Source organism: Streptococcus sp. 29892, assembly GCF_032594935.1.
Taxonomy (GTDB): domain Bacteria; phylum Bacillota; class Bacilli; order Lactobacillales; family Streptococcaceae; genus Streptococcus; species Streptococcus hyiners.
Genome location: NZ_CP118734.1, coordinates 1,265,707 through 1,284,860 on the forward strand (window position 1 = coordinate 1,265,707; position 19,154 = coordinate 1,284,860).

The window sequence follows — 19,154 nt, forward strand, 5'->3', positions numbered from 1 at the left end:
CAATCTCCTTAATATAAACAATTATTTTTCGTTTGTTAAAAGATAAAGTCTTTTAGTTTCCTTTTAGTACTAGGCAACGAGCCGCAGGCATAACTAGAGTTAGGCAAGGCGAGTTAACGAAGTAATAAAAGAGAAACTAAATGACGACAGCAGAGCTGGCAAGCCCAAAACCATCGGCAAGAGGATGTTCAGATTTGACAAATCAATCTGCCCACTAGCCAGCCACTCTCCAAAAATATAGCCAACTGCGTAGAGACCAAGACCGATTAACAAAGCAAGATAGATTTTCTTAAAGACTTTCATTGTTCATTCCTCCATTTGCATTAGATGAATTGAATTTTCTTACGATTGGCGAAATAGAAGCTAACAAATCCTATAAAGGTCATCAGGACAACTGTCATAGGAGCGACAAACTGGAAATACTCGGCTGCAGATGTCCCGCTTTCCTGTGGAATATGTGACTGCCAGAGACCAATACTAACTAGCAGACTGTAGACGGCAATCTGTAGGGTTTGAAACAGAGTTCGTTTCATCATTTTCTTCCGAGCCAATTTCACATCAGCCTTGGCAACGAGCAATTTATCCAGACCCAACTGTTTGATAATGGCGTCCTGTTTGAATTGAGAATAAACCAGTGTCAAGAAGAGGCTAATTCCCATGACATCTTCTCCCAGCGCAAAGCTAACTAGAAAGCTGACCAGTGTCACTGTTATAAAAAGCATATACATATTGTTGCCGAAATTGGTCAAGGCCGCATAAGACACCTCGTCTAACTCACCAACGATATCATAGAAATAACGAATTGCTCGAATGTGTAGATTTTCCTTTTTCATTGCTATTACCTCTATTTGTCTATTTAAAATATTTCCGTATCATTTGTACATTGAGAATATTGATGTAAATGTGAAGAAAAGCAACAATCAAGAGTGCCAACAGCTGTTGTGTCTGGGTAATTTGCGTTACCACCATAATCAAAACGTATAAAAGTGGTAAGACCCATTGGTTCAAGTTGTGAACAATTAGATAACTTTGTTCAAAATTAGCTTGTCGTTCACCCTCATCTAGTGCATAAATATAATCTTTAATTTCGCTTGGTGTAGGAAAGGCTGACAATTTGTATTGACGAACTACCTGTGTCACCTTGAAGATTCCAATCTGAGCAGGAAGAAGAACGATAAAAGCTGCAATATCAAAGAGTTCGATTGTATAATAATCCGCTGAAATATTAGCACCTAGTATCATATTTGCCAAAACCAAACCTCCAAAAATATTGTAGAGAATCGTACCGTATTCTAAACTTCGAAAGGTTGTCTTGTAGAGCTGATCAAGAACATCATCATCTTCTTCACTTTCTTGATAACGCTTGAAGGTCGTAAAACTCTTGTACATAAGGTAGGCAAATCCAATGAAACTTGCAACCATAAATGTTCTTGTTACGAACAAAAGTGTATTGATATCATATCCCATTGCCTCAAAATAGCCCATGAAGAAGCCTGCTACAAATAGAGCTACTTCTAGCACTAAGCTGACTAAGATGAAAAAGATAATTCGCTTGCCTGTCGTTAATTGTTTCCCCTGTTTCATTCTTCTACCTCCACTAATTGAAAAACAATCTCTACATTTTCGTTAAAAATCTGTGCAATTCGCATGGCAATGACCACCGAGGGCGTATATTCGCCCCGCTCAATCAAGCTAATGGTCTGCCGTGATACTTCTGCTAATTTTGCCAACTCAGTCTGGTTGAGGCTATCCCGTGCCCGCAACTCCTTGAGCCGATTTTTTAAGACATATTCCATGATATTTCCTTTCTAGGCTTGGTAGATAATCAAGCCTGTTTCTGTGTCTTCGACAGCTATATTTCCCTCGGCAAACTTAACCAATAAAAGATAGGTATAGTAGAAATCGCCTGCACAAGCCGCTGCATGTATAGTAGCCAATATCAGATAAAGAGATACATCCATCCTCCAAAAAACTGCTACCATGGTCAAGCCCAAACTAATCACAACAAAGGGAGCCAAGCTGATTACTAGCATTTGCATCCGATTATAGAGCGAACCTGGACTGGTCGCATAGGCCATACCCGATTTCCATTTAAAACCAAACTTAACAGGATTTTCAGGACAAAAAATCTTGAAAAATAATCCATGAATAGCTTCATGTACAACTATCAAAACAGGAAATAGAACTGTTGCTAGCCATAACTCTGGTAAGGTAAGTGGCAAATTTTGATCTACATTAGCCAGCAAGGAAAACGCTAACTTACCAAATAGCAGAGCAAATGGGAAGACTAGAACAATCGCAAGAATATTCAATCCCCAGACAAATTTCTTATTTTCCATGATATTGACTTCATATAATTTCTTTTTCGCTTCCATCTTTCTTCTCCTTCATTCGCCTACAAGCTAGACTAAACTATATAGTCCTAGAGCAACTCCAATCAGTAAGCCAATAATACTTGCGCCTGCAATAATAATTGCTGCCATATCAGATGAAATGTGTCGTTTCATAAGGTTTCTCCTGTCTTTACTTAGATTTTGTTATTATTTTTTCTTTTTGTTAAATTGCAGAGCTAACACTAGTGTCGCCAACAAAGGAGGAAATAGATAACTTAACCCAGTCAAACTCATCTCAAAGCCTAGCAGATTTAGAACTTTAAAGACCAGAATATTGATCAAGAATAAGCTTAGGAAAAGTACCAACACTTTCATTCCATTTTTAACTGTCTTGTTCATTTTTCTTCTCCTTTTCTCTGCTGAGAGTGACTTCTAAAAGAAGGAGAGAATTCATCATCATCAAGAGTATCATGGTATCTATCTCCCGACCAAATACGATGTTTTTAACTAAACTATAAATCAAATATAGTGCAACTAGAACCTGCACTCCTCGCACAACGCTTGTTCCTGTAATCAAAATTCCTTTTTTATTGTTATTGTTTTTCATAACTTTCCACCACTTACTCTCGACTAATTTTAATCTTCTTCCTTCTGCTCTTTTCTGCCAGCTAGTTTCCACAAGCGCTCATCTGTCACTGCGATAGTGCAAATGGCAAGAACGACATGGGTATTATCCAACTGCTGCCACTTCATAATGTCAGCCAGTAGGACAAAAACTAGATAGATGATCGCCATAAGTTGTACAAAACGTGTGATGTCACTATTGTTTATCTTTTTCATATTTATTTCCTACTTTCTGTTTATTTACCTGATAAATTCGTTTTCATCACTTTATCTTGATATCATTGTAACACTTCTTTTTCTTTTTGACAAGTATCTTTGTCAAAAAAATAATAATTTTTGTCAAAAAGTTTATGAAATTTGTCAAAATGTAGCGAATGATGGTCAGAATGACTATAATAAGATACAAAAAAACTCTTCTACCCAAAGGATAAAAGAGTTTAGTGAGCGATTAGAGATTGTCAGCCACGCTGTTCAAGAGGGTTTGGATAGCAGAAGCATCGCTACCACCGGCCATGGCCATATCTGGCTTACCACCACCACGACCTGCTACGATTGGAGCAAGGACTTTGATGAGGTTGCCTGCATGGACATCGCTTGATTTGCTGGCTACAAGGACATTGACCTTGTCACCGATGGCTGCTACTAGCACCAAGACATCTGAGTAGTCTTTTTGCTTCCAGTTATCCGCAAAGGTACGGAGGGCGACTGCGTCTGATACTTGGACTTGACTGGCAATGTAGCGAACACCCTTGGTCTCTTTGACATCTTTGAAGACATCGCCTGCTGCCGCTGCTGCTGCTTTTTCTTTCAAGCTAGCATTTTCTTTTTGCAAGTCACGAACTTGTTCTTGAAGGTTTGCGACCTTGTTTGGCACTTCCTTGATTTGTGGTGACTTGATGGTCGCTGCTACTTCTTTGAGCGCATCTTCTTGGTCACGGTAGGCAAGGAAGGCTTCACGACCTGTTACCGCGATGATACGGCGGGTACCTGAACCGATACCTTCTTCTTTCAAGATCTTGAAAATGCCGATTTCAGCAGTGTTACCAACATGGGTACCACCACAGAGTTCAATAGAATAGTCACCGATGGTTACCACACGGACATTTTTACCATATTTTTCACCGAAGAGAGCCATGGCACCCATTTCCTTGGCTGTGTCAATATCGGTCTCAACTGTCACAACTGGAATAGCATTCCAGATTTGCTCATTGACTTCTTCTTCGATACGCCGGAGTTCTTCAGCAGTAACAGCCTCAAAGTGAGTAAAGTCAAAGCGGAGGAAATCTTGCTCATTCAAGGAACCAGCCTGAGTTGCGTGTTCACCAATGATCTTGTGAAGAGCCGCATGGAGCAAGTGAGTTGCCGTGTGGTTCTTCTCAACACCACGACGACGATGTGTATCAATTTCAAGTGTGTAAGTTTGACCAAGTGAAATGCTTGCGGACAGTTCAACTGTGTGCAATGGTTGACCATTTGGCGCTTTCTGCACATCGATGACAGTCGCTACAATATCACCAGTCGCGTTTTTGATGACACCACGGTCTGCCACCTGACCACCCATTTCAGCATAGAATGGTGTTTGGTCAAAGACAAGGAGAGCTTGACCTTCTGACACCGCTTCTGTCCGCTCATTGTCGGCGATAATGACTTCCAACTTGGCATCTAGGCTAGTTTGACCATAGACAAAGGTTGAGCTTTCAGTAATGCCTGCCAGGGTTTCATTTTGCATACCCATTGAACCGCCTTTGACAACAGCCGCACGCGCACGGTCCTGCTGCTCCTTCATGGCAGCCTTGAAGCCTTCGTGGTCAATCTTGTAGCCTGCATCCTCTGCCAATTCTTCTGTCAATTCCACAGGGAAACCATAGGTATCATAGAGTTTGAAGATGTCTTGACCTTCAAGCGTGTCCTTACCAGCCGCTTTCAACTGGGCCAATAATTGATCCAAGTGACCGCTACCAGCGTCAATGGTACGAGCAAAGGTTTCTTCCTCACGCTTGACGATTTTCTCGATGAACTCGCGTTTTTCAAGCACTTCTGGGTAATAGCTTTCCATGATGTTGCCAACTGTTTCCACCAATTTGTAGAGGAATGGTTCTGTGATACCCAAGCGACGACCGTGCATAACCGCACGACGAAGCAAGCGACGAAGGACATAACCACGGCCTTCATTTCCTGGAAGAGCACCATCACCGATAGCAAATGAAAGAGCACGGATGTGGTCTGCAATGACCTTGAAGCTCATATTGTCGCCATCTTGGTCATAGGTCTTACCAGAAATCTTTTCTACTTCACGAATGATTGGCAAGAAGAGGTCGGTTTCAAAGTTGGTCTTAGCCCCTTGGAAAATAGCTGCCAAACGCTCCAAACCTGCGCCCGTATCGATGTTTTTGTTTGGCAATTCCTTGTACTCAGAACGTGGTACCGCTGGATCTGCGTTGAATTGTGACAATACAATATTCCAAATCTCGATATAACGGTCGTTTTCAATGTCTTCTTCTAGCAAACGAATACCGATATTTTCAGGGTCAAAGTCTGTGCCACGGTCAAAGAAAATTTCCGTATCTGGACCAGAAGGACCTGCACCGATTTCCCAGAAGTTATCTTCAAGCGGAATGAGATGGCTTGGCTCAACACCAAGAGCAATCCAACGGTTGTAAGAATCCACATCGTCTGGATAGTAGGTCATGTAGAGCTTGTCTTTTGGAAAGGCAAACCATTCTGGACTAGTCAAAAGTTCAAAGCCCCACTCGATTGCTTCATCACGGAAGTAATCTCCGATAGAGAAGTTCCCAAGCATTTCAAACATGGTGTGGTGACGGGCTGTCTTACCAACGTTTTCAATATCGTTGGTACGGATTGATTTTTGAGCGTTTGTAATCCGTGGATTTTCAGGAATAACAGACCCATCAAAATATTTTTTAAGTGTTGCCACACCAGAGTTGATCCAAAGAAGTGTCGGATCGTTGACAGGTACAAGGTTTGCGGAAGGCTCAACAGAGTGGCCTTTTGATTTCCAGAAATCCAACCACATCTGGCGGATTTGTGCTGATGATAATTGTTTCATAAATATAAGATACTAAGGGCGTTTAGCGGACACCGTCAAAATAGAAACCTGACGAGGACGCTGGCGTCTAGGAAGTGTTTCTCTTTTTGACAAAGTCCCTAGCCCGAGTTCATTTCACAATAAACTCGATGCCCTTTCCTTTCGTTTTTATTAGACTGGTTCAATCTAGCAAGCTAGCCAACTAAACCATTTTTAAAAAATTTTATGTTAGGGTTAACTCGATGCATCTTCCATCATTTCGACATAGTCGATTGCGACCACTAAAGAAATGACCAAGTCTGCATAGTCATCCTCTAAAACCGTTACCGAGTAACGAGAAGTCAGATGAAAGAGTTCTTTGGAGATTTCAGCTACTAGCTGACCATCAGGTTTTTTCAGTTGAAAATCTAAATCCCAGATATTGCCTTCTAGGATCAAGCCTAGATTTTCCACGCTATAGCGGTCCTTTAAAAAGGTATATTCTTTTTGCAAGTAGAAAGAATGCCCGTCCGCCATATCAATGGTAAATTGGGGTAGGAAGGTCAAAAATTTCTTGGTAATCCGACAAACTTCTCCACCTCTGGCATTGGTCACCGTAAACCGCTTGGGAATTTCAAAGAAGGTGCCCTCTACCTGATAAGCAAGCTGTCCATGACTATCATGAATATCAAATTTTTCACCACCCAAGATAAAACGTTGTTTGACCTGAAATTGCTTCATGATTTCCTCCAAAAAAATGACAAGAAACCAAACGAAGGGCGAAAAACCGCGGTACCACCTTCATTCAATGACTTGTCATTCTCATTTCATATTCAATGATGTATTCCATTAAGTAGCAAAATACTCGGCTTAGATGGCTCGCAGCAACCGCCAATTTTCTGGACTAAGGGATCGAGTATTTATTCTTAATAGTTTTGGTCCTTATTGACCTGAAGAGCTTGATGACTCTGTAGTTGATGAGCTTTCGCTTGTAGTGCTTTCTGTTGTTGAGCTTTCTGACGTTGAAGAGCTGCTATCCTCTGTGGTCACGTATTGTGAAAGAAGGTTTTGGAAGGCAGGATCTTTAATCTTAACATTAGCTTTTGATAGGGCATCTTTCAAGACATTTGCTACCAAGGTTGGATCGTTTTGTTTTTGAGTTAAAATGATTTCCTTAAGCTTATCCTTGTAATCTTCCCAGTTAGCTGATTTTTCAGTCTTAGCTTCTAGTTTAATAACGTAGTAACTTGGTGCAAAAGTCGACTGATCTGTCACGGCAACAACAGAGGCACCTACTTGGCCAGGATTTAAAGCAAAGATCGCAGATTGAAGTTCCAATGGAACGGTTGTTGAGGTAGAATCAAACTTGATTTCCCCACCATTTTCCTTGGTTGCAGTATCTGTTGAATTATCCTTAGCCAACTGAGCGAAGTCAGCACCTTCAGCCTGAGCAGCTGCCAATACTTCCGTAGCTTTTGTCTCATCATCAAGTTTAATGATACGGGCAGTCACTTCCGGAGTGTAGGCATCATAAGCAGCCTTATAGTTCTCGTCTGTCAATTCCGCTTCGGCAGCTTGCTTGACAGCATATTCTACCAATTTGTTGGTACGGATCTGCTCTTTGTAGCTTTCAGTAGTCATACCTGCTGAAGCAAGTGCTGTCGCAAATGAATCACCATATTGAGCAGCCATTGTGTCATAGGCTTCATTCACTTCTGCATCTGTTACTTTATCACCATATTGCTCTTCAAAGACATGACCAATAACCATTGAAAGCAAGACTTGTTGAGCGCTAGCATTCGTCTTCACTTTCTCATAGAATTCAGATACTGAAATCGTGTTACCTTTCATGGTGATAATATCTTTGTCAGCTGTACTTGAACATGCTGCAAGTGTTACTGCCGCAAGGAGCGTCACTGCACCTGTAAGAATTTTTTTAGATTTCATCATTTAGAAAATTTCTCCTTTTCTTCATTAACCCTCTCATTATACCATAAAATCTTAAAAAGGGCTTAATTTTCTGCAAGCTTTAGGTCAACATTCTCTACATTTTTTCGTAGCATGAGCAGACCATCACTCATGGAAATCAAACTGGCTGTTAAATCAGGATTATCCAGGGTCGCATCAAACAAGCGTTGCAAGCCACGGTAAATCGTTCGCTGACCACGGCGAACTTCCATGATGTCTTTAGCAACATCACCGCCTTGGAAAATATCATCCAAAACAACCAAGCCACCGACCTTGACCTTTTTCAAGACCTCTGGTAAAAATACGATATATTTGGACTTGGCCGAGTCCATAAAAACAAAGTCATAGCTATCATCAGGCAGATCCGGCAGTAAATCCATCGCCTCACCTTCTAACAATTCAATTTGCTTGCGACTATCGAACTTGGCGAAATTTTCCTTGGCAAAACCAATCATCTCTTCATTGCGGTCGATGGTAGTAATCTGCGAATGCGGACTATTCTCGGCCATCAAAAGAGCAGAAAATCCAATAGCCGTTCCGATTTCCAAAATACGCTCTGGCTGTAGAGTTTGCATGAGCAAACGGAAATAAGCTACTGTTTCATGAGGGATGACGGGAATATTTTCCTGACGGGCAAAGTCCTCTAATTCCTTTAAAAATCCTGTATTTTGCGCCTGACGTGTTCGCATAAAGTCCACAATTTCTTCCTTGACAATAGGACGGCGCATATTGTGATTTGCGTTTTTAGAATATGATTCAACCATAGGGACAATTATAACACAAGTCACCAACATTTTCTTCTCTTATATACTAAAAGACAGGATTTCTCCTGCCTTTGTTTACATATTTTTTGCATAGTCTAGATGATAGCCTAGATTAGCAAAGAGTTTCTGTACACGTTTAATGGTAGCTACTTTACCGAATAACAGATGGTACTGGTCTGCATTCATCTCGACAGCAGCCAAACAAAATTGTTCACTAGCATATTTTTCATCAACTACCGCAGCCCAGTCTGGAATAGTGCCTGATAGGTTCAAGCCTGCAGAGTCCAATTTTAGTGAGATCCCTGCACTTCGTACTTGTTGCAAACGATCAAATGCAGAGGCAAAATCCAACAAAAAATCATTTCGTGGCCGAACACAGATATAATGATTGTGTTCTAGGAGAGCCAGTAAGATAAGCAAAAGATTATCCTTCTCATTCTCACCGACATGGCATAAGAATGCATCAAAAGCATCTGGTGAAAAAATACCTTCAAGCAAATCTAAAATATGGTTGGGATCGCTAGCAAAGACACATTCTTTTAATTGGATAAATAATTCCCTATCACCATTTGATAGTAGGTCTGCAATCTCAAAAATATCCTGTAAATTTTCTTCTGTCAGCATACTGCCTCCTATTCATCTTTATTTTTTAACTTGGAAACTCCCACATGATATGGGGTGCAAAAGGGTTGAGGTATTGATAAATGTCATTGAAATCAGCTCCCGAAAGATTATCAATTTTCACCTCAGCTAAAAAAGTTCCTGTTCTTCCTACAATACGCATCCGTTTTGAGTAAATATCCCGGTAAATGTAGACAATCTCATAGTGAATTTTCCCAATTTCTGCAACTGGAATGCTTATTCTATCTCCCCAAAGTTTGTTTTTATACTCTAAACACTGCTGATTGAGGACAAAGACTTGCCCTTGTTTCCGCCACAAAAAAGCATAGAAGGCAGAAGGAAGAGCTAGCAGCATGTAGCACAATCCTGATAGAATTGCAGGTTCTGGCTTAAAAATTAAGCCCATCCCAATCAATATAAATACCGTGCTAATAACCATAGGTATTACAATCGAGCGTTTGTAGGAAATCATATTAGAGATGCACTCCTTTCTCAACAAGAGCTTCCAACTCTGTCAAGCGGGCTTCAAAGACCTTGAAGGCATCGTTGAGATAGTCTTCCTTGGTCATATCCACACCAGCTTTTGCGATGACATTGAGTGGATAATCAGAGCTACCAGCCTTGAGGTAGTTGAGGTAGTTTTCCTTGTCCTCTGGGCTACCATTGACAATCTTGTCTGCCAAAGCAGACGCTGCCGCAAAGCCAGTTGCATATTGGTAAACATAGAAATTGTAATAGAAATGTGGAATACGAGCCCATTCGTACTGAATGTGTGGATTTTCTTCCGCAGACAAGCCGTAATACTTCTCATTAAGCTCCCCGTAGAGCTGGTTGAGGAAGTCTGCTGTCAAGACCTGACCTTCTTGGTCTGCTTTGTAAATAGCCTGCTCAAACTCTGCAAACTGGGTTTGACGGAAGACCGTTCCACGGAAGCCGTCTAGGTAGTGGTTGAGAATAGCAAAACGGGTCTTGTCGTCTTCTACTTCTGCCAAGAGCTTCTCTGTCAGGAGATTTTCGTTGGTAGTCGATGCAATCTCAGCCAAGAAAATCGAATAGTGACCATAGACATAAGGCTGGTTCTGACGAGTCAACATAGAATGAAGCGAATGCCCTGTTTCGTGAATGAGGGTGTACATATTGTCCAAATTGTCCTGCCAGTTGAGGAGCATAAAGGCGTTGGTGTCATAGGCACCACCTGAATAGGCTCCTGAACGCTTTCCTTCGTTTACATGAACATCAATCCAGCGGTTTTCAAAGGCTTCTTTGACAATAGCCGCGTACTCATCACCAAAGATATTCAAGGTATCCGCACAGGTCGCCAAGGCTTCCTCATAAGTAACCTTTGTGTCTGTGCTAGAAAGTGGTGTGTACATATCGTACATCTTAAGGTCATCAATACCCAAGAGTTTCTTACGCAAATTGATGTAGCGGTGCAAGAGCGGGAGGTGCTTGTTGACTGCTGACACTAATGTATCGTATACGGACTCCGGGATGAAGTTGGCTGAAAGGGCTGCGTGGCGGGCAGAGTCGTACTTGCGTAAACGAGCTTTCAGGTTATTGACCTTAACGTTAGACTGAAGGGTCTTGGCGTAAGTGTGCTGGAATTGCTCGTAGGTTTCGTAGAGAGCCTCGTAGGCTTCTTGACGCACCTCACGGTTCTGGGATTCCATAAAGTGGATGTAGTTGCCGTGAGAAAGTGGTACCAAGTGACCGTCCTCATCTGCGATTTCTGGGAAACGCAGGCTGGCATTATCCAATACCGAGAAGGTTTCAGATGGTGCTTCAAAAATCTCGCTGGTCGCTGCAAGGACTTCTTCCACTTCTTGTGACAAGATGTGGTCCTTGGCTGACAAGAGTTTTTCAAATTGGTGGCTGTACTGAACAAGGGCTGGCTCTTCTGCCTTAAAGGCTTCCAACTGCTCTTCGGTAATGGCCATAAATTCTGGCTCATAGAAAGCAAAAGTCTGAGAAAAAACTGAGTAAATGCTCAGAGCTTTAGCTTGAAATTCCTGGTACTTCCCTTCACGAGTGTCTTGGTCATTTTTCATGGACGCATAGACATAGAGTTTTTCAAGTCGACGCATAAGGCCAAGCTGGGTTTCGCTAATCTCCAAGAGACTCTTAGCAGAATCCAGCAAGTGACCTGCAAAAACCTTGGCCTTGTCTGTTTCTACCTGGATAGCCTCCAACTCAGCTTCCCAAGCCTCATCTGTTGGGAAAATTGTGGTCAAATCCCACTGGTATTTTTCTTCGATTTCATAACGTTGTTTAGACATAATGTATCCTCCGTAGCTCATATTCTACCATAAAAAAGCCCCTCTTTCCAACGGAAAGTGGAGGCCTACACTTTACTCACTACCAGTAAAGTAGGTTTTGGCATCGGCTACTGCTTCCTTGACAAAGCTATCATAGAATGCAAGATTGGGGATACCATATTTATTTAACAAACCGTCAACGTAACTGCTTCCTTCAGCCTCTTTGATACTTCCTTTTATCTCCTGATTATTAGCCTGATGGACAAAATTTCCTTGTAGGTCAATCGTTAAATCTCCATCATTTGCAAAAGCGATAGAGTAGCCACTAGCTACAAAATACTGTCCAATCTGTCCAGTAGCCTCACTTGCCTTCTCTTCGCCTTCATATTCGTCAGTCGCTACTGTATAGTCACCGCTTTCGACGAAATAGGTTACCTTACAACCACTTTGGTAGGAAAGCATATAATATTCATCAGTGTAAAGATATTCCGTACCATCTTCAAAGACTATGAGTGTTCCTCCGTCATCTCCTACTTCTTTAGATGCTACTTTCTGACTATGTTGGGAGGTAAATTTCTGTGCCTCTTCCTCATTGATTGTTTGCACTTGCTGACTCGAGGCAGTGCTGGTTTGTCCTTCCTTATACTTTACAGCACAGGCTGATAGGCATGCCAATAAGAGTAAAGAAGCACTTATTATAGTTACTCGACTCCGTTTCATCACAAGACCTCCTTGTAAACCTTTTCTTTTATTATATCATTATTTACACATATCGTCTATAAATTATAGGTGGATACAAGACTTGTTTTCTCTGATTTTCCACTTTGTCGTAAAACTGGTCAAATGCCTGGTAAATCGGTGTCAGGTCTTGCTTGATCTGGGCAAAGCCAATGGCAGAGCGGGGCAGGCGGATTTGGGGATAGAAGTCTAATGCTGTCTTGGTCAGTAGATTTTCTCCACGTCCATAAGCCTCTGCTTGCAGGGCAAGCCATTTAGGGGATTTGTAATAAAGCTGTTGAGCAATGTAGCGAGGCAAATCCTCATCCATTGGGCAAGTCATGCTAGATAGGGTTTGCTTGGCAAATGGTAATCGTAATATATCCAGTAATTTTCCCTGACCAAAAGGAAAGACTTTCGTTAGACAGTGGATCTTGCCACGCAGGTCTTCATGAATGAGGTAGCGAAGTCGTAACTCCTTCTTCTCGTCATCCAATTCCCAGAGATGAAAACCCATATTCATACTAAAGGAGAGAAACTGCTTATGCAATTTGGTCAACCTATCCTTGAGCCACAAATCCTTGCCTAACAACCAGAGAACCTGGTAACCAGCATTACAATAGGCTTGCGTCCGTTCCTGCAAACGAGAAATCGGCAGACTGGAACATTGGACTTCTAAGGCTAGACTATTATTGACCAATAAATCTGCTAGTTGGTTAATCTCTGGTAGGTATTTTTCCAACTCAACCGGCTCCTTTTCCACCAGCCAGCTGTAAAGCTCTGATTTGAGGGAGAGGTGCTGGGCAGATTCATTCTCCGTAAAAAATGGGCACTCTTTACGACTAACATGGGCAAAGTGTGGTCGCAGGATTTTACCAGAACGGTAGCGGACTGGACTAGAACACTGGGGACAATAAAAGTCTTCATCTCTCAAATCCTGAAGTTCTAGGAGATTGAACAAGTGATTGGTTTTATTTTTTACGATAAACATATTTCCTCCTCATCCTATGTATTCGTAAAAGCAGTCAAGATGCTCATTCTATTTCAGTAGAAATCATTTCTAAACATTATAATATATCATTTGTTTCCCTTATATTTTTTTGTTATAGTAGATACAAGAACGAATGGAGGCGCTTACTTATGACGCGTTTATCTTGTTTGCTATTTGGAACTCCGACTATCTTAGTCAATCAGGCGGAAATCACACCATCCTACGCAAAGATCAGTGCCCTGATCTATTATCTTATGTTAAAAGGTGAAGCTAGTCGTGAAGAGGTAGCTACACTCTTGTGGGGGGATAAGAATTCCGAGAAGGCTAGAAAAAACTTACGTAATACTATTTATCAGACCAACAGAGAGCTAGGATGTGAAGCTATTGTCAGTCCCAGCAGGTCCATGCTTGCTATCAATCCCCGTATTGCTATTTCCTGTGATGTGCAACTATTCTTGTCAGACCCTATGCACCAGCTCCATCTCTTCAAGGGTGTGTTTCTGGAAAATTTTTATATCAAGAATTGCCAGGAGTTTGACTTTTGGATAGAAAAAATCAAGTCCCAACTGGAAAAGACCTATCTGACAGCCTGTCAGCAGTTGCTGGAAAAACAAGAGCGCTTGTCTGACCTAGAGGGAGCTGAGCACCTCATCCTTCGGATGATTAGCATGGATGAATTTAATGAAGAGCATTATCTTAGCTTGATGAAACTCTATTTGGAGGAAGGACAGACTCGAAAGATTATTGAAACCTATCATCGCTTGGCACAACTATTGGATAAGGAGCTCGGAATCGGACCTGGTGAATCGATAAAAAACCTCTATTATCAAGTCGTCAGGGACCATGCAGAGAAAAAAGACTCCCAGCTAGCTCCCAAAACCGACTATTTTTTTGGAAGAATTGAAGAAATTCATGCTCTCGAACATTTCCTAGTCTCTGTCTTAGAAACTGGTAGTCGTGCCTTTTTCCTCCACGGTGAGGTTGGTTCGGGAAAACGAAGCCTGGTCCGTCAGGTCTTGGCTAACCAGGGGCAACGGTTTTCTATCATTCAGATCAACTGTTTACCAGAGGACCTCTACAAACCATACTCCATTTGGCGAAAGATAAGTCATAACTATCAATGGATTTTCCAAGAGACATTGGATACAAGACTGTCTTTGGAAGAAACTAGGAACCGTGAAGACTTGATTGATGGTTTGGAAAAGACTTGTCAGAAACAAGCTCTACTGTTCTTGATTGAGGATGCCCATTGGATGGATAAAGAGAGTTTACAAGTAGTGCTGGACTGTATTCATGCTCTTAGCCGTGCTCCTCTAGCATTTCTATTCACCAGAAACTTACGGCAAAATAAGGAAATGGATTATCTTGAGCATTACCTGTATAACCATCAGCTTGCAGAAAACCTTTGTTTGAAAAATTTATCCCTCGCTGACAGTCAAGACTTCTTAAAAGAACTGAGCCAGCAGGATGCTCTTTCTGATTTAGAGCAGATTTATCATTTTAGTCAAGGCAATCTCTTTCTCCTTGACCAATACGCCCAGCAAATCAGGGAGGGACGTGAATTCCATCCTCTAACGGCAGCTATTCGGTCAAAAATGGCTTTGCAGGTCCATGCCCTTGATACAAAAGAAGAGGAGTTACTCAACTACCTTTCGACCTGTAGTGCTGGAAGTGATGTTGGTTTATTGGCTGATTTAATGGGACTAAGCCATCATGAAATGGCTGTATTGGTGGATCAGCTAACCAGCAAATCCCTTATCCTGCAAAAAGAGGTTGATGATCGACTGGAAGTGCAATTTCGTCAAGCTGTCTTAGGAGAATTTCTCTACGATCAGCTACCTCTATCAAAAAGAAGAATTTTGCATGAACAAATTGCCTTTCATCTCATCCAAAAATTACAACTTCAACCCAACAACAGCGTCTTATTGCTAAAGATTGCAAGGCATTTTACTGCTGCCAAGCAACCTATAATGGCTCTGGAATATCGTTTACAACACTTAAATCTGGCAATCAAGTCACACTACGATCTTTTTCCTTTGGACTCTAATAATGACCAACTAAGTGGGGGCAAGGAAGAAGAGAATGTGCTCTGGATCCAGGAACAGTTGGCTGAGGTGCGGGAAAACATGGCCCATCTCGAAAAGCTTTATGGCGACCAGCGTCAGTTCCAGCTTCTTCAAGTTCGATTTGAATTTTATGAAGGTCGTTACCATATTCGGACTGGAAACTATCAGAAAGGTGTCGGCAGTATCCGTAAGGTGATTGCCAGAGCCCACGCCCTCCATGAACAAGATTATCTATTGAAAGGCTATCGACAGTTTATCCATTACTGCATCCAGATTGAAAACATTAGTGACCTGGGCTACTATGCTGAATTAGGTCTGGAAACTGCTATAGAGGCTAATGATCACCAAGCCATCGGAATGTTTCTACGCTTTAAGGGACTTTTTAATCTCATGTTAGGGGATGAGGAGAAGGCTAGTCGTCTTCTCTACGAAGCCATTGATTGCTTTAGTCTGACAGCTTCTATGCGGAAGAAATACGCCATTCAGATTGCTGCTGCCCTAGATTACTTGGCGGAGATGGCTCAGATTCGCAGAGATTTTCTGACTGCCATCCACCTGCAAAAAGACGCTATCGAATTGGTGCAAGGCCAGGCTCCCCAGTCATCTACTCTTGGTTTTTATATCGGCTTGGGGACTTCCTATTACCATTTACAAGATTTTGCAGAAGCTCATTCCATCTTCCAGGCGGCTATGCAAGAAGTCAATCAACAGATTTATCCTTGGAAAGAAGTGCAACTCAAGCTTTACTTGGCACTACTAGGTTGCCAGCAACAAGACTACACAGGAGTTCATGACCTGCTCGACAGGAAGGAAGCCTTGATTTCTCGCTATTCTAACCCACGAGATAAGGGCATGATTTATTACCTAATGGCAAAATTAAAGAATGAAATGAGGGACAATCCCCTACTAGAAGCTACATTTGCTCAAAAATTAGACGAGGACTTGAGCCACTACTACCACATCGCCAAACAATTCTTGAACCCTTATCGCGACCGTTTACTTCTGGAAGATTTGGAGAATTTCATGAAAGAAAACTAAATAAGTTCAACTACAAATACAACCAAAAAGGAAGGACCATCAGTGAATAGGTCCTTCCTTTTTTCTAGTTATCCTAGGAAAAGTCTTTATTTTCTGTCGTGTGTTTGAACCAAAATCCGTGTCAGATAGAAAATAAGCGTTGCTGCTAAGTTGGCCGTATGGTTGTCAATATCATGAGGTGGAGAGGTTTCAACAATATCGATACCAACAATTTTATCGCTAGCAGCTAAATACTGTAAGAGTAGAACGGCTAGGTTTGGATCAATCCCAAGAGACTGAATGGCGCTGACACCTGGTGCAGATCCCACTGAAAAACAATCCATATCAATGGTCAGATGGATAGCCTGCTGACGCTGAACAAACTCATCCAGGTAAGAGCAAATTTTTTCATAGCCCATTACATAGAGATTTTGCCCGGTTAAAAAGGAAATATCTGCTGATTTAGCAACAAAGTCAAAGAGAAAGAGATTGGTATTGTGTTCTTGAATTCCTAAGGCTAAGTAAGAAAATTCGTAACCCCTTGCCCTACAATCATCATAAATCTGCCGAAAACCAGTACCAGAATTTGGACCTGTTTGGTCATAAGGACGAAGGTCAAAATGAGCGTCGAAATTGATAACAGCAATCGGCTCTTCCTGCTCTAAGCCAGCCTGCAAACCCTTGTAATGTCCATAGGCCGTTTCATGTCCTCCACCCAGGACAATCGGAAAGAGGTTCAAGTCCAGCATACGCTGAACAGCTACAGCCAGACTGTCCTGTAATTCCGCCAAGCTGCAATTAGGCCCATCTATGTCCCCCACATCGTAAATCTTGACTTCGTTGCCCAAATGCCAAGGTAGTTTGGCTAGTTGGGTTCGGATACTACTGGCCCCCTCTACTGCTCCAACACGTCCATGATTGATATAGACACCTTTATCACTCTTAAATCCAATGATTCCAAAATGCTTGCCCTCTAAGCGTTCAAGTGTTTGGTCATTGAGATCGATAAATTCCATCACCATGCCCCATTTGGCAGTATAGAGATCATCATCAACCCCTCTTTGATAGTAGGAATAGGTCGTTGGATAATAGTTACTTAGCATGTTTTCTCCTAGTTATCGTCTTCATCATAAAACTCTGACAGAATAGGAGGTCTTGTTCCTTGATAAGACCTCCTATTTAGTATAGCTATCTTACTACTTCCTGTCAAATTCTGATCAGGCTGGCTTATTCATATTGGATAGTCAGAGAAACTGCCTCTTCCACTGCAGCCAAGAACTCCGGACTTTCAATCACAAGCGAAGCTTTATTGAGCTCATCGTAGATTTCAATGTCTTTGTCATTTTCGATGAAGTCAACCTGCTGTCTAAAGACTGTATAGGCTGGCTTGGTTCCCTTACCAAGTTGAGTACTGTTCCCTTTCAAATCCAGAGCTTGACAAGCAGCCATGATTTCTGTTGCAAGGACACGGCGAGCATTTTTCAGTATTTCCCCTGCCTTACGGGCTGCAATTGTTCCCATGCTGACAAAGTCTTCTTGGTTTTCACAAGATGGAATAGAATCCACACTGGCTGGATGAGAAAGAACCTTGTTCTCGGAAACTAGGGCTGCACAGGCATATTGGGTAATCATAAAGCCTGAATTACAGCCAGGGTGTTTAACCAAGAAGGACGGCAATTTGCTGAGCTGGCTATTGACCAAACGTTCGACACGGCGTTCAGACACATTTCCGATTTCTGCAATCGCGATACCCAATAAATCAAATGGCTGAGCCATCGGTTCTCCGTGGAAGTTACCACCTGAAATAACGTGGCCATTCTTACAAATGATGGGATTATCCGTTACAGAGTTGATTTCAATCTCTACTTTTTCCTTGACATAGGCAATCGAATCCTTGCTAGCACCATGAATTTGTGGGATACAGCGTAAGGTATACGGATCCTGCACGCGCTGAATGGTCGCCACTGTCGTGTTACCACTGTCTTCTAAGAGATGACGAATATTTCTTGCCGTCGCAAGTTGACCACTTTGAGGACGGATAAGATGCAATTCTTCTTCAAATGGACTGGTAATACCATTATGAACTTCCAGTGAAAGTGCTCCAGCAATATCTGACAGTTTCAAAAGCTGGATGGCATCGTAGGTCACTAGTACACCGATAGCCGTCAAGACTGTTGTGCCGTTGATCAAGGCCAAGCCCTCTTTTGCTGCTAGGTGAATAATGTCGATACCTGCTTGCTCCATCGCTTCCTTACCTGAAAGCAACTGTCCCTTGTAATAAGCTTTACCCAAACCTAGCATAGGTAAAACCATATGAGAAAGTGGAGCAAGGTCACCTGATGCACCCAAGGAGCCTTTTTCAGGAATAAATGGATGAACCCCCTTGTTCAACATCTCCAGCAATTTTTCAACGGTTTCAAGGCGAATACCTGAATACCCTTTGACCAGAGAGTTGATCCGAATTAACATAATAGCCCGAACCACATCCTCTGGTAAGGGATTGCCAAAACCGCTAGAATGGGTGCGAATCAAATTTTCTTGCAGTTGGATGGTATCTTCCGTAGGGATGCTTACCTTACAAAGGGAACCAAAACCAGTAGTTACCCCGTAGACTACCCTTTCTTCTCTGACAATATCATCTACAATTTTACGCGAAGCCAGGACATCTTCCTTAGCCTCTTCTGAAATCAAGCACTGCTGACCATCTCTGGCAACAGCTACAACATCTTCTAAAGTCAAACTTTTTCCATCTAATACAAGTGGTTTTGTCATA

The 19,154-nt window shown here is 42.0% G+C and carries 20 protein-coding genes; 1 reads left to right on the top strand and 19 read right to left on the bottom strand.

Translation table 11 applies throughout. From position 1 onward, the window contains the following. Positions 1 to 99: 99 nt before the first annotated feature. From PW220_RS06345 to PW220_RS06425, 17 genes are all read right to left on the bottom strand, one after another. Complete coding sequence (locus PW220_RS06345) at positions 100 to 303, bottom strand: hypothetical protein (protein ID WP_248055104.1); 204 nt, start codon at positions 301 to 303, stop codon at positions 100 to 102. A 20-nt stretch (positions 304 to 323) separates the two neighbouring features. Continuing rightward, the gene (locus tag PW220_RS06350; RefSeq protein WP_248055103.1) at positions 324 to 833 is read right to left on the bottom strand and encodes a DUF3278 domain-containing protein; all 510 of its coding nucleotides are present in this window, start codon (positions 831 to 833) and stop codon (positions 324 to 326) included. A gap of 19 nt (positions 834 to 852) precedes the next feature. Next, entirely contained in the window at positions 853 to 1,584 is a 732-nt protein-coding gene (locus tag PW220_RS06355) for a DUF3169 family protein (protein ID WP_248055102.1), read from the bottom strand. Next, entirely contained in the window at positions 1,581 to 1,796 is a 216-nt protein-coding gene (locus tag PW220_RS06360) for a helix-turn-helix transcriptional regulator (RefSeq protein WP_248055101.1), read from the bottom strand. The genes PW220_RS06355 and PW220_RS06360 overlap by 4 nt, the downstream gene beginning before the upstream one ends. Before the next feature lie 12 nt (positions 1,797 to 1,808). Next, entirely contained in the window at positions 1,809 to 2,375 is a 567-nt protein-coding gene (locus PW220_RS06365) for a DUF3267 domain-containing protein (RefSeq protein ID WP_248055100.1), read from the bottom strand. 165 nt (positions 2,376 to 2,540) lie between these two features. Beyond that, positions 2,541 to 2,732 carry a hypothetical protein gene (locus PW220_RS06370; protein WP_105107546.1) on the bottom strand — a complete coding sequence of 64 codons (192 nt, stop codon included), beginning with the start codon at positions 2,730 to 2,732 and terminating at the stop codon, positions 2,541 to 2,543. Then, entirely contained in the window at positions 2,716 to 2,940 is a 225-nt protein-coding gene (locus PW220_RS06375; RefSeq protein ID WP_105107547.1) for a hypothetical protein, read from the bottom strand. The genes PW220_RS06370 and PW220_RS06375 overlap by 17 nt, the downstream gene beginning before the upstream one ends. A gap of 29 nt (positions 2,941 to 2,969) precedes the next feature. Next, positions 2,970 to 3,173 carry a hypothetical protein gene (locus tag PW220_RS06380; RefSeq protein WP_044677494.1) on the bottom strand — a complete coding sequence of 68 codons (204 nt, stop codon included), beginning with the start codon at positions 3,171 to 3,173 and terminating at the stop codon, positions 2,970 to 2,972. A 232-nt stretch (positions 3,174 to 3,405) separates the two neighbouring features. Next, on the bottom strand, positions 3,406 to 6,024 hold the full coding sequence (gene alaS / locus PW220_RS06385; protein WP_248055099.1) for an alanine--tRNA ligase: 2,619 nt from the start codon (positions 6,022 to 6,024) through the stop codon (positions 3,406 to 3,408). 213 nt (positions 6,025 to 6,237) lie between these two features. Next, entirely contained in the window at positions 6,238 to 6,723 is a 486-nt protein-coding gene (locus PW220_RS06390) for an LURP-one-related/scramblase family protein (RefSeq protein ID WP_248055098.1), read from the bottom strand. Between the two features lie 201 nt (positions 6,724 to 6,924). Next, complete coding sequence (prsA, locus tag PW220_RS06395; protein WP_105118027.1) at positions 6,925 to 7,932, bottom strand: peptidylprolyl isomerase PrsA; 1,008 nt, start codon at positions 7,930 to 7,932, stop codon at positions 6,925 to 6,927. Between the two features lie 62 nt (positions 7,933 to 7,994). Beyond that, positions 7,995 to 8,714: an O-methyltransferase gene (locus PW220_RS06400; RefSeq protein ID WP_248055097.1), complete on the bottom strand. Its 720-nt coding sequence runs from the start codon at positions 8,712 to 8,714 to the stop codon at positions 7,995 to 7,997. A gap of 75 nt (positions 8,715 to 8,789) precedes the next feature. Then, positions 8,790 to 9,338, bottom strand: a complete 549-nt coding sequence (locus PW220_RS06405) for a DUF6630 family protein (protein ID WP_248055096.1) — start codon at positions 9,336 to 9,338, stop codon at positions 8,790 to 8,792. Between the two features lie 25 nt (positions 9,339 to 9,363). Next, positions 9,364 to 9,807, bottom strand: a complete 444-nt coding sequence (locus tag PW220_RS06410) for a hypothetical protein (RefSeq protein WP_248055095.1) — start codon at positions 9,805 to 9,807, stop codon at positions 9,364 to 9,366. A 1-nt stretch (position 9,808) separates the two neighbouring features. Further along, on the bottom strand, positions 9,809 to 11,611 hold the full coding sequence (gene pepF, locus PW220_RS06415; protein WP_248055094.1) for an oligoendopeptidase F: 1,803 nt from the start codon (positions 11,609 to 11,611) through the stop codon (positions 9,809 to 9,811). A 72-nt stretch (positions 11,612 to 11,683) separates the two neighbouring features. After that, the gene (locus PW220_RS06420) at positions 11,684 to 12,313 is read right to left on the bottom strand and encodes a hypothetical protein (RefSeq protein WP_316716102.1); all 630 of its coding nucleotides are present in this window, start codon (positions 12,311 to 12,313) and stop codon (positions 11,684 to 11,686) included. Positions 12,314 to 12,353: 40 nt separating this feature from the next. After that, positions 12,354 to 13,298 (bottom strand): competence protein CoiA, encoded by a 945-nt coding sequence (locus PW220_RS06425; RefSeq protein WP_248055092.1) that lies wholly within the window; start codon positions 13,296 to 13,298, stop codon positions 12,354 to 12,356. Positions 13,299 to 13,447: 149 nt separating this feature from the next. Here PW220_RS06425 and PW220_RS06430 point away from each other — a divergent pair, with 149 nt between their 5' ends. Continuing rightward, complete coding sequence (locus tag PW220_RS06430) at positions 13,448 to 16,402, top strand: ATP-binding protein (protein ID WP_248055091.1); 2,955 nt, start codon at positions 13,448 to 13,450, stop codon at positions 16,400 to 16,402. 86 nt (positions 16,403 to 16,488) lie between these two features. Here PW220_RS06430 and hutG read toward each other — a convergent pair whose 3' ends face one another. Beyond that, entirely contained in the window at positions 16,489 to 17,484 is a 996-nt protein-coding gene (gene hutG, locus PW220_RS06435; protein ID WP_248055090.1) for a formimidoylglutamase, read from the bottom strand. Positions 17,485 to 17,608: 124 nt separating this feature from the next. Further along, positions 17,609 to 19,153, bottom strand: a complete 1,545-nt coding sequence (hutH, locus tag PW220_RS06440) for a histidine ammonia-lyase (protein WP_248055089.1) — start codon at positions 19,151 to 19,153, stop codon at positions 17,609 to 17,611. Position 19,154 lies beyond the last annotated feature (1 nt).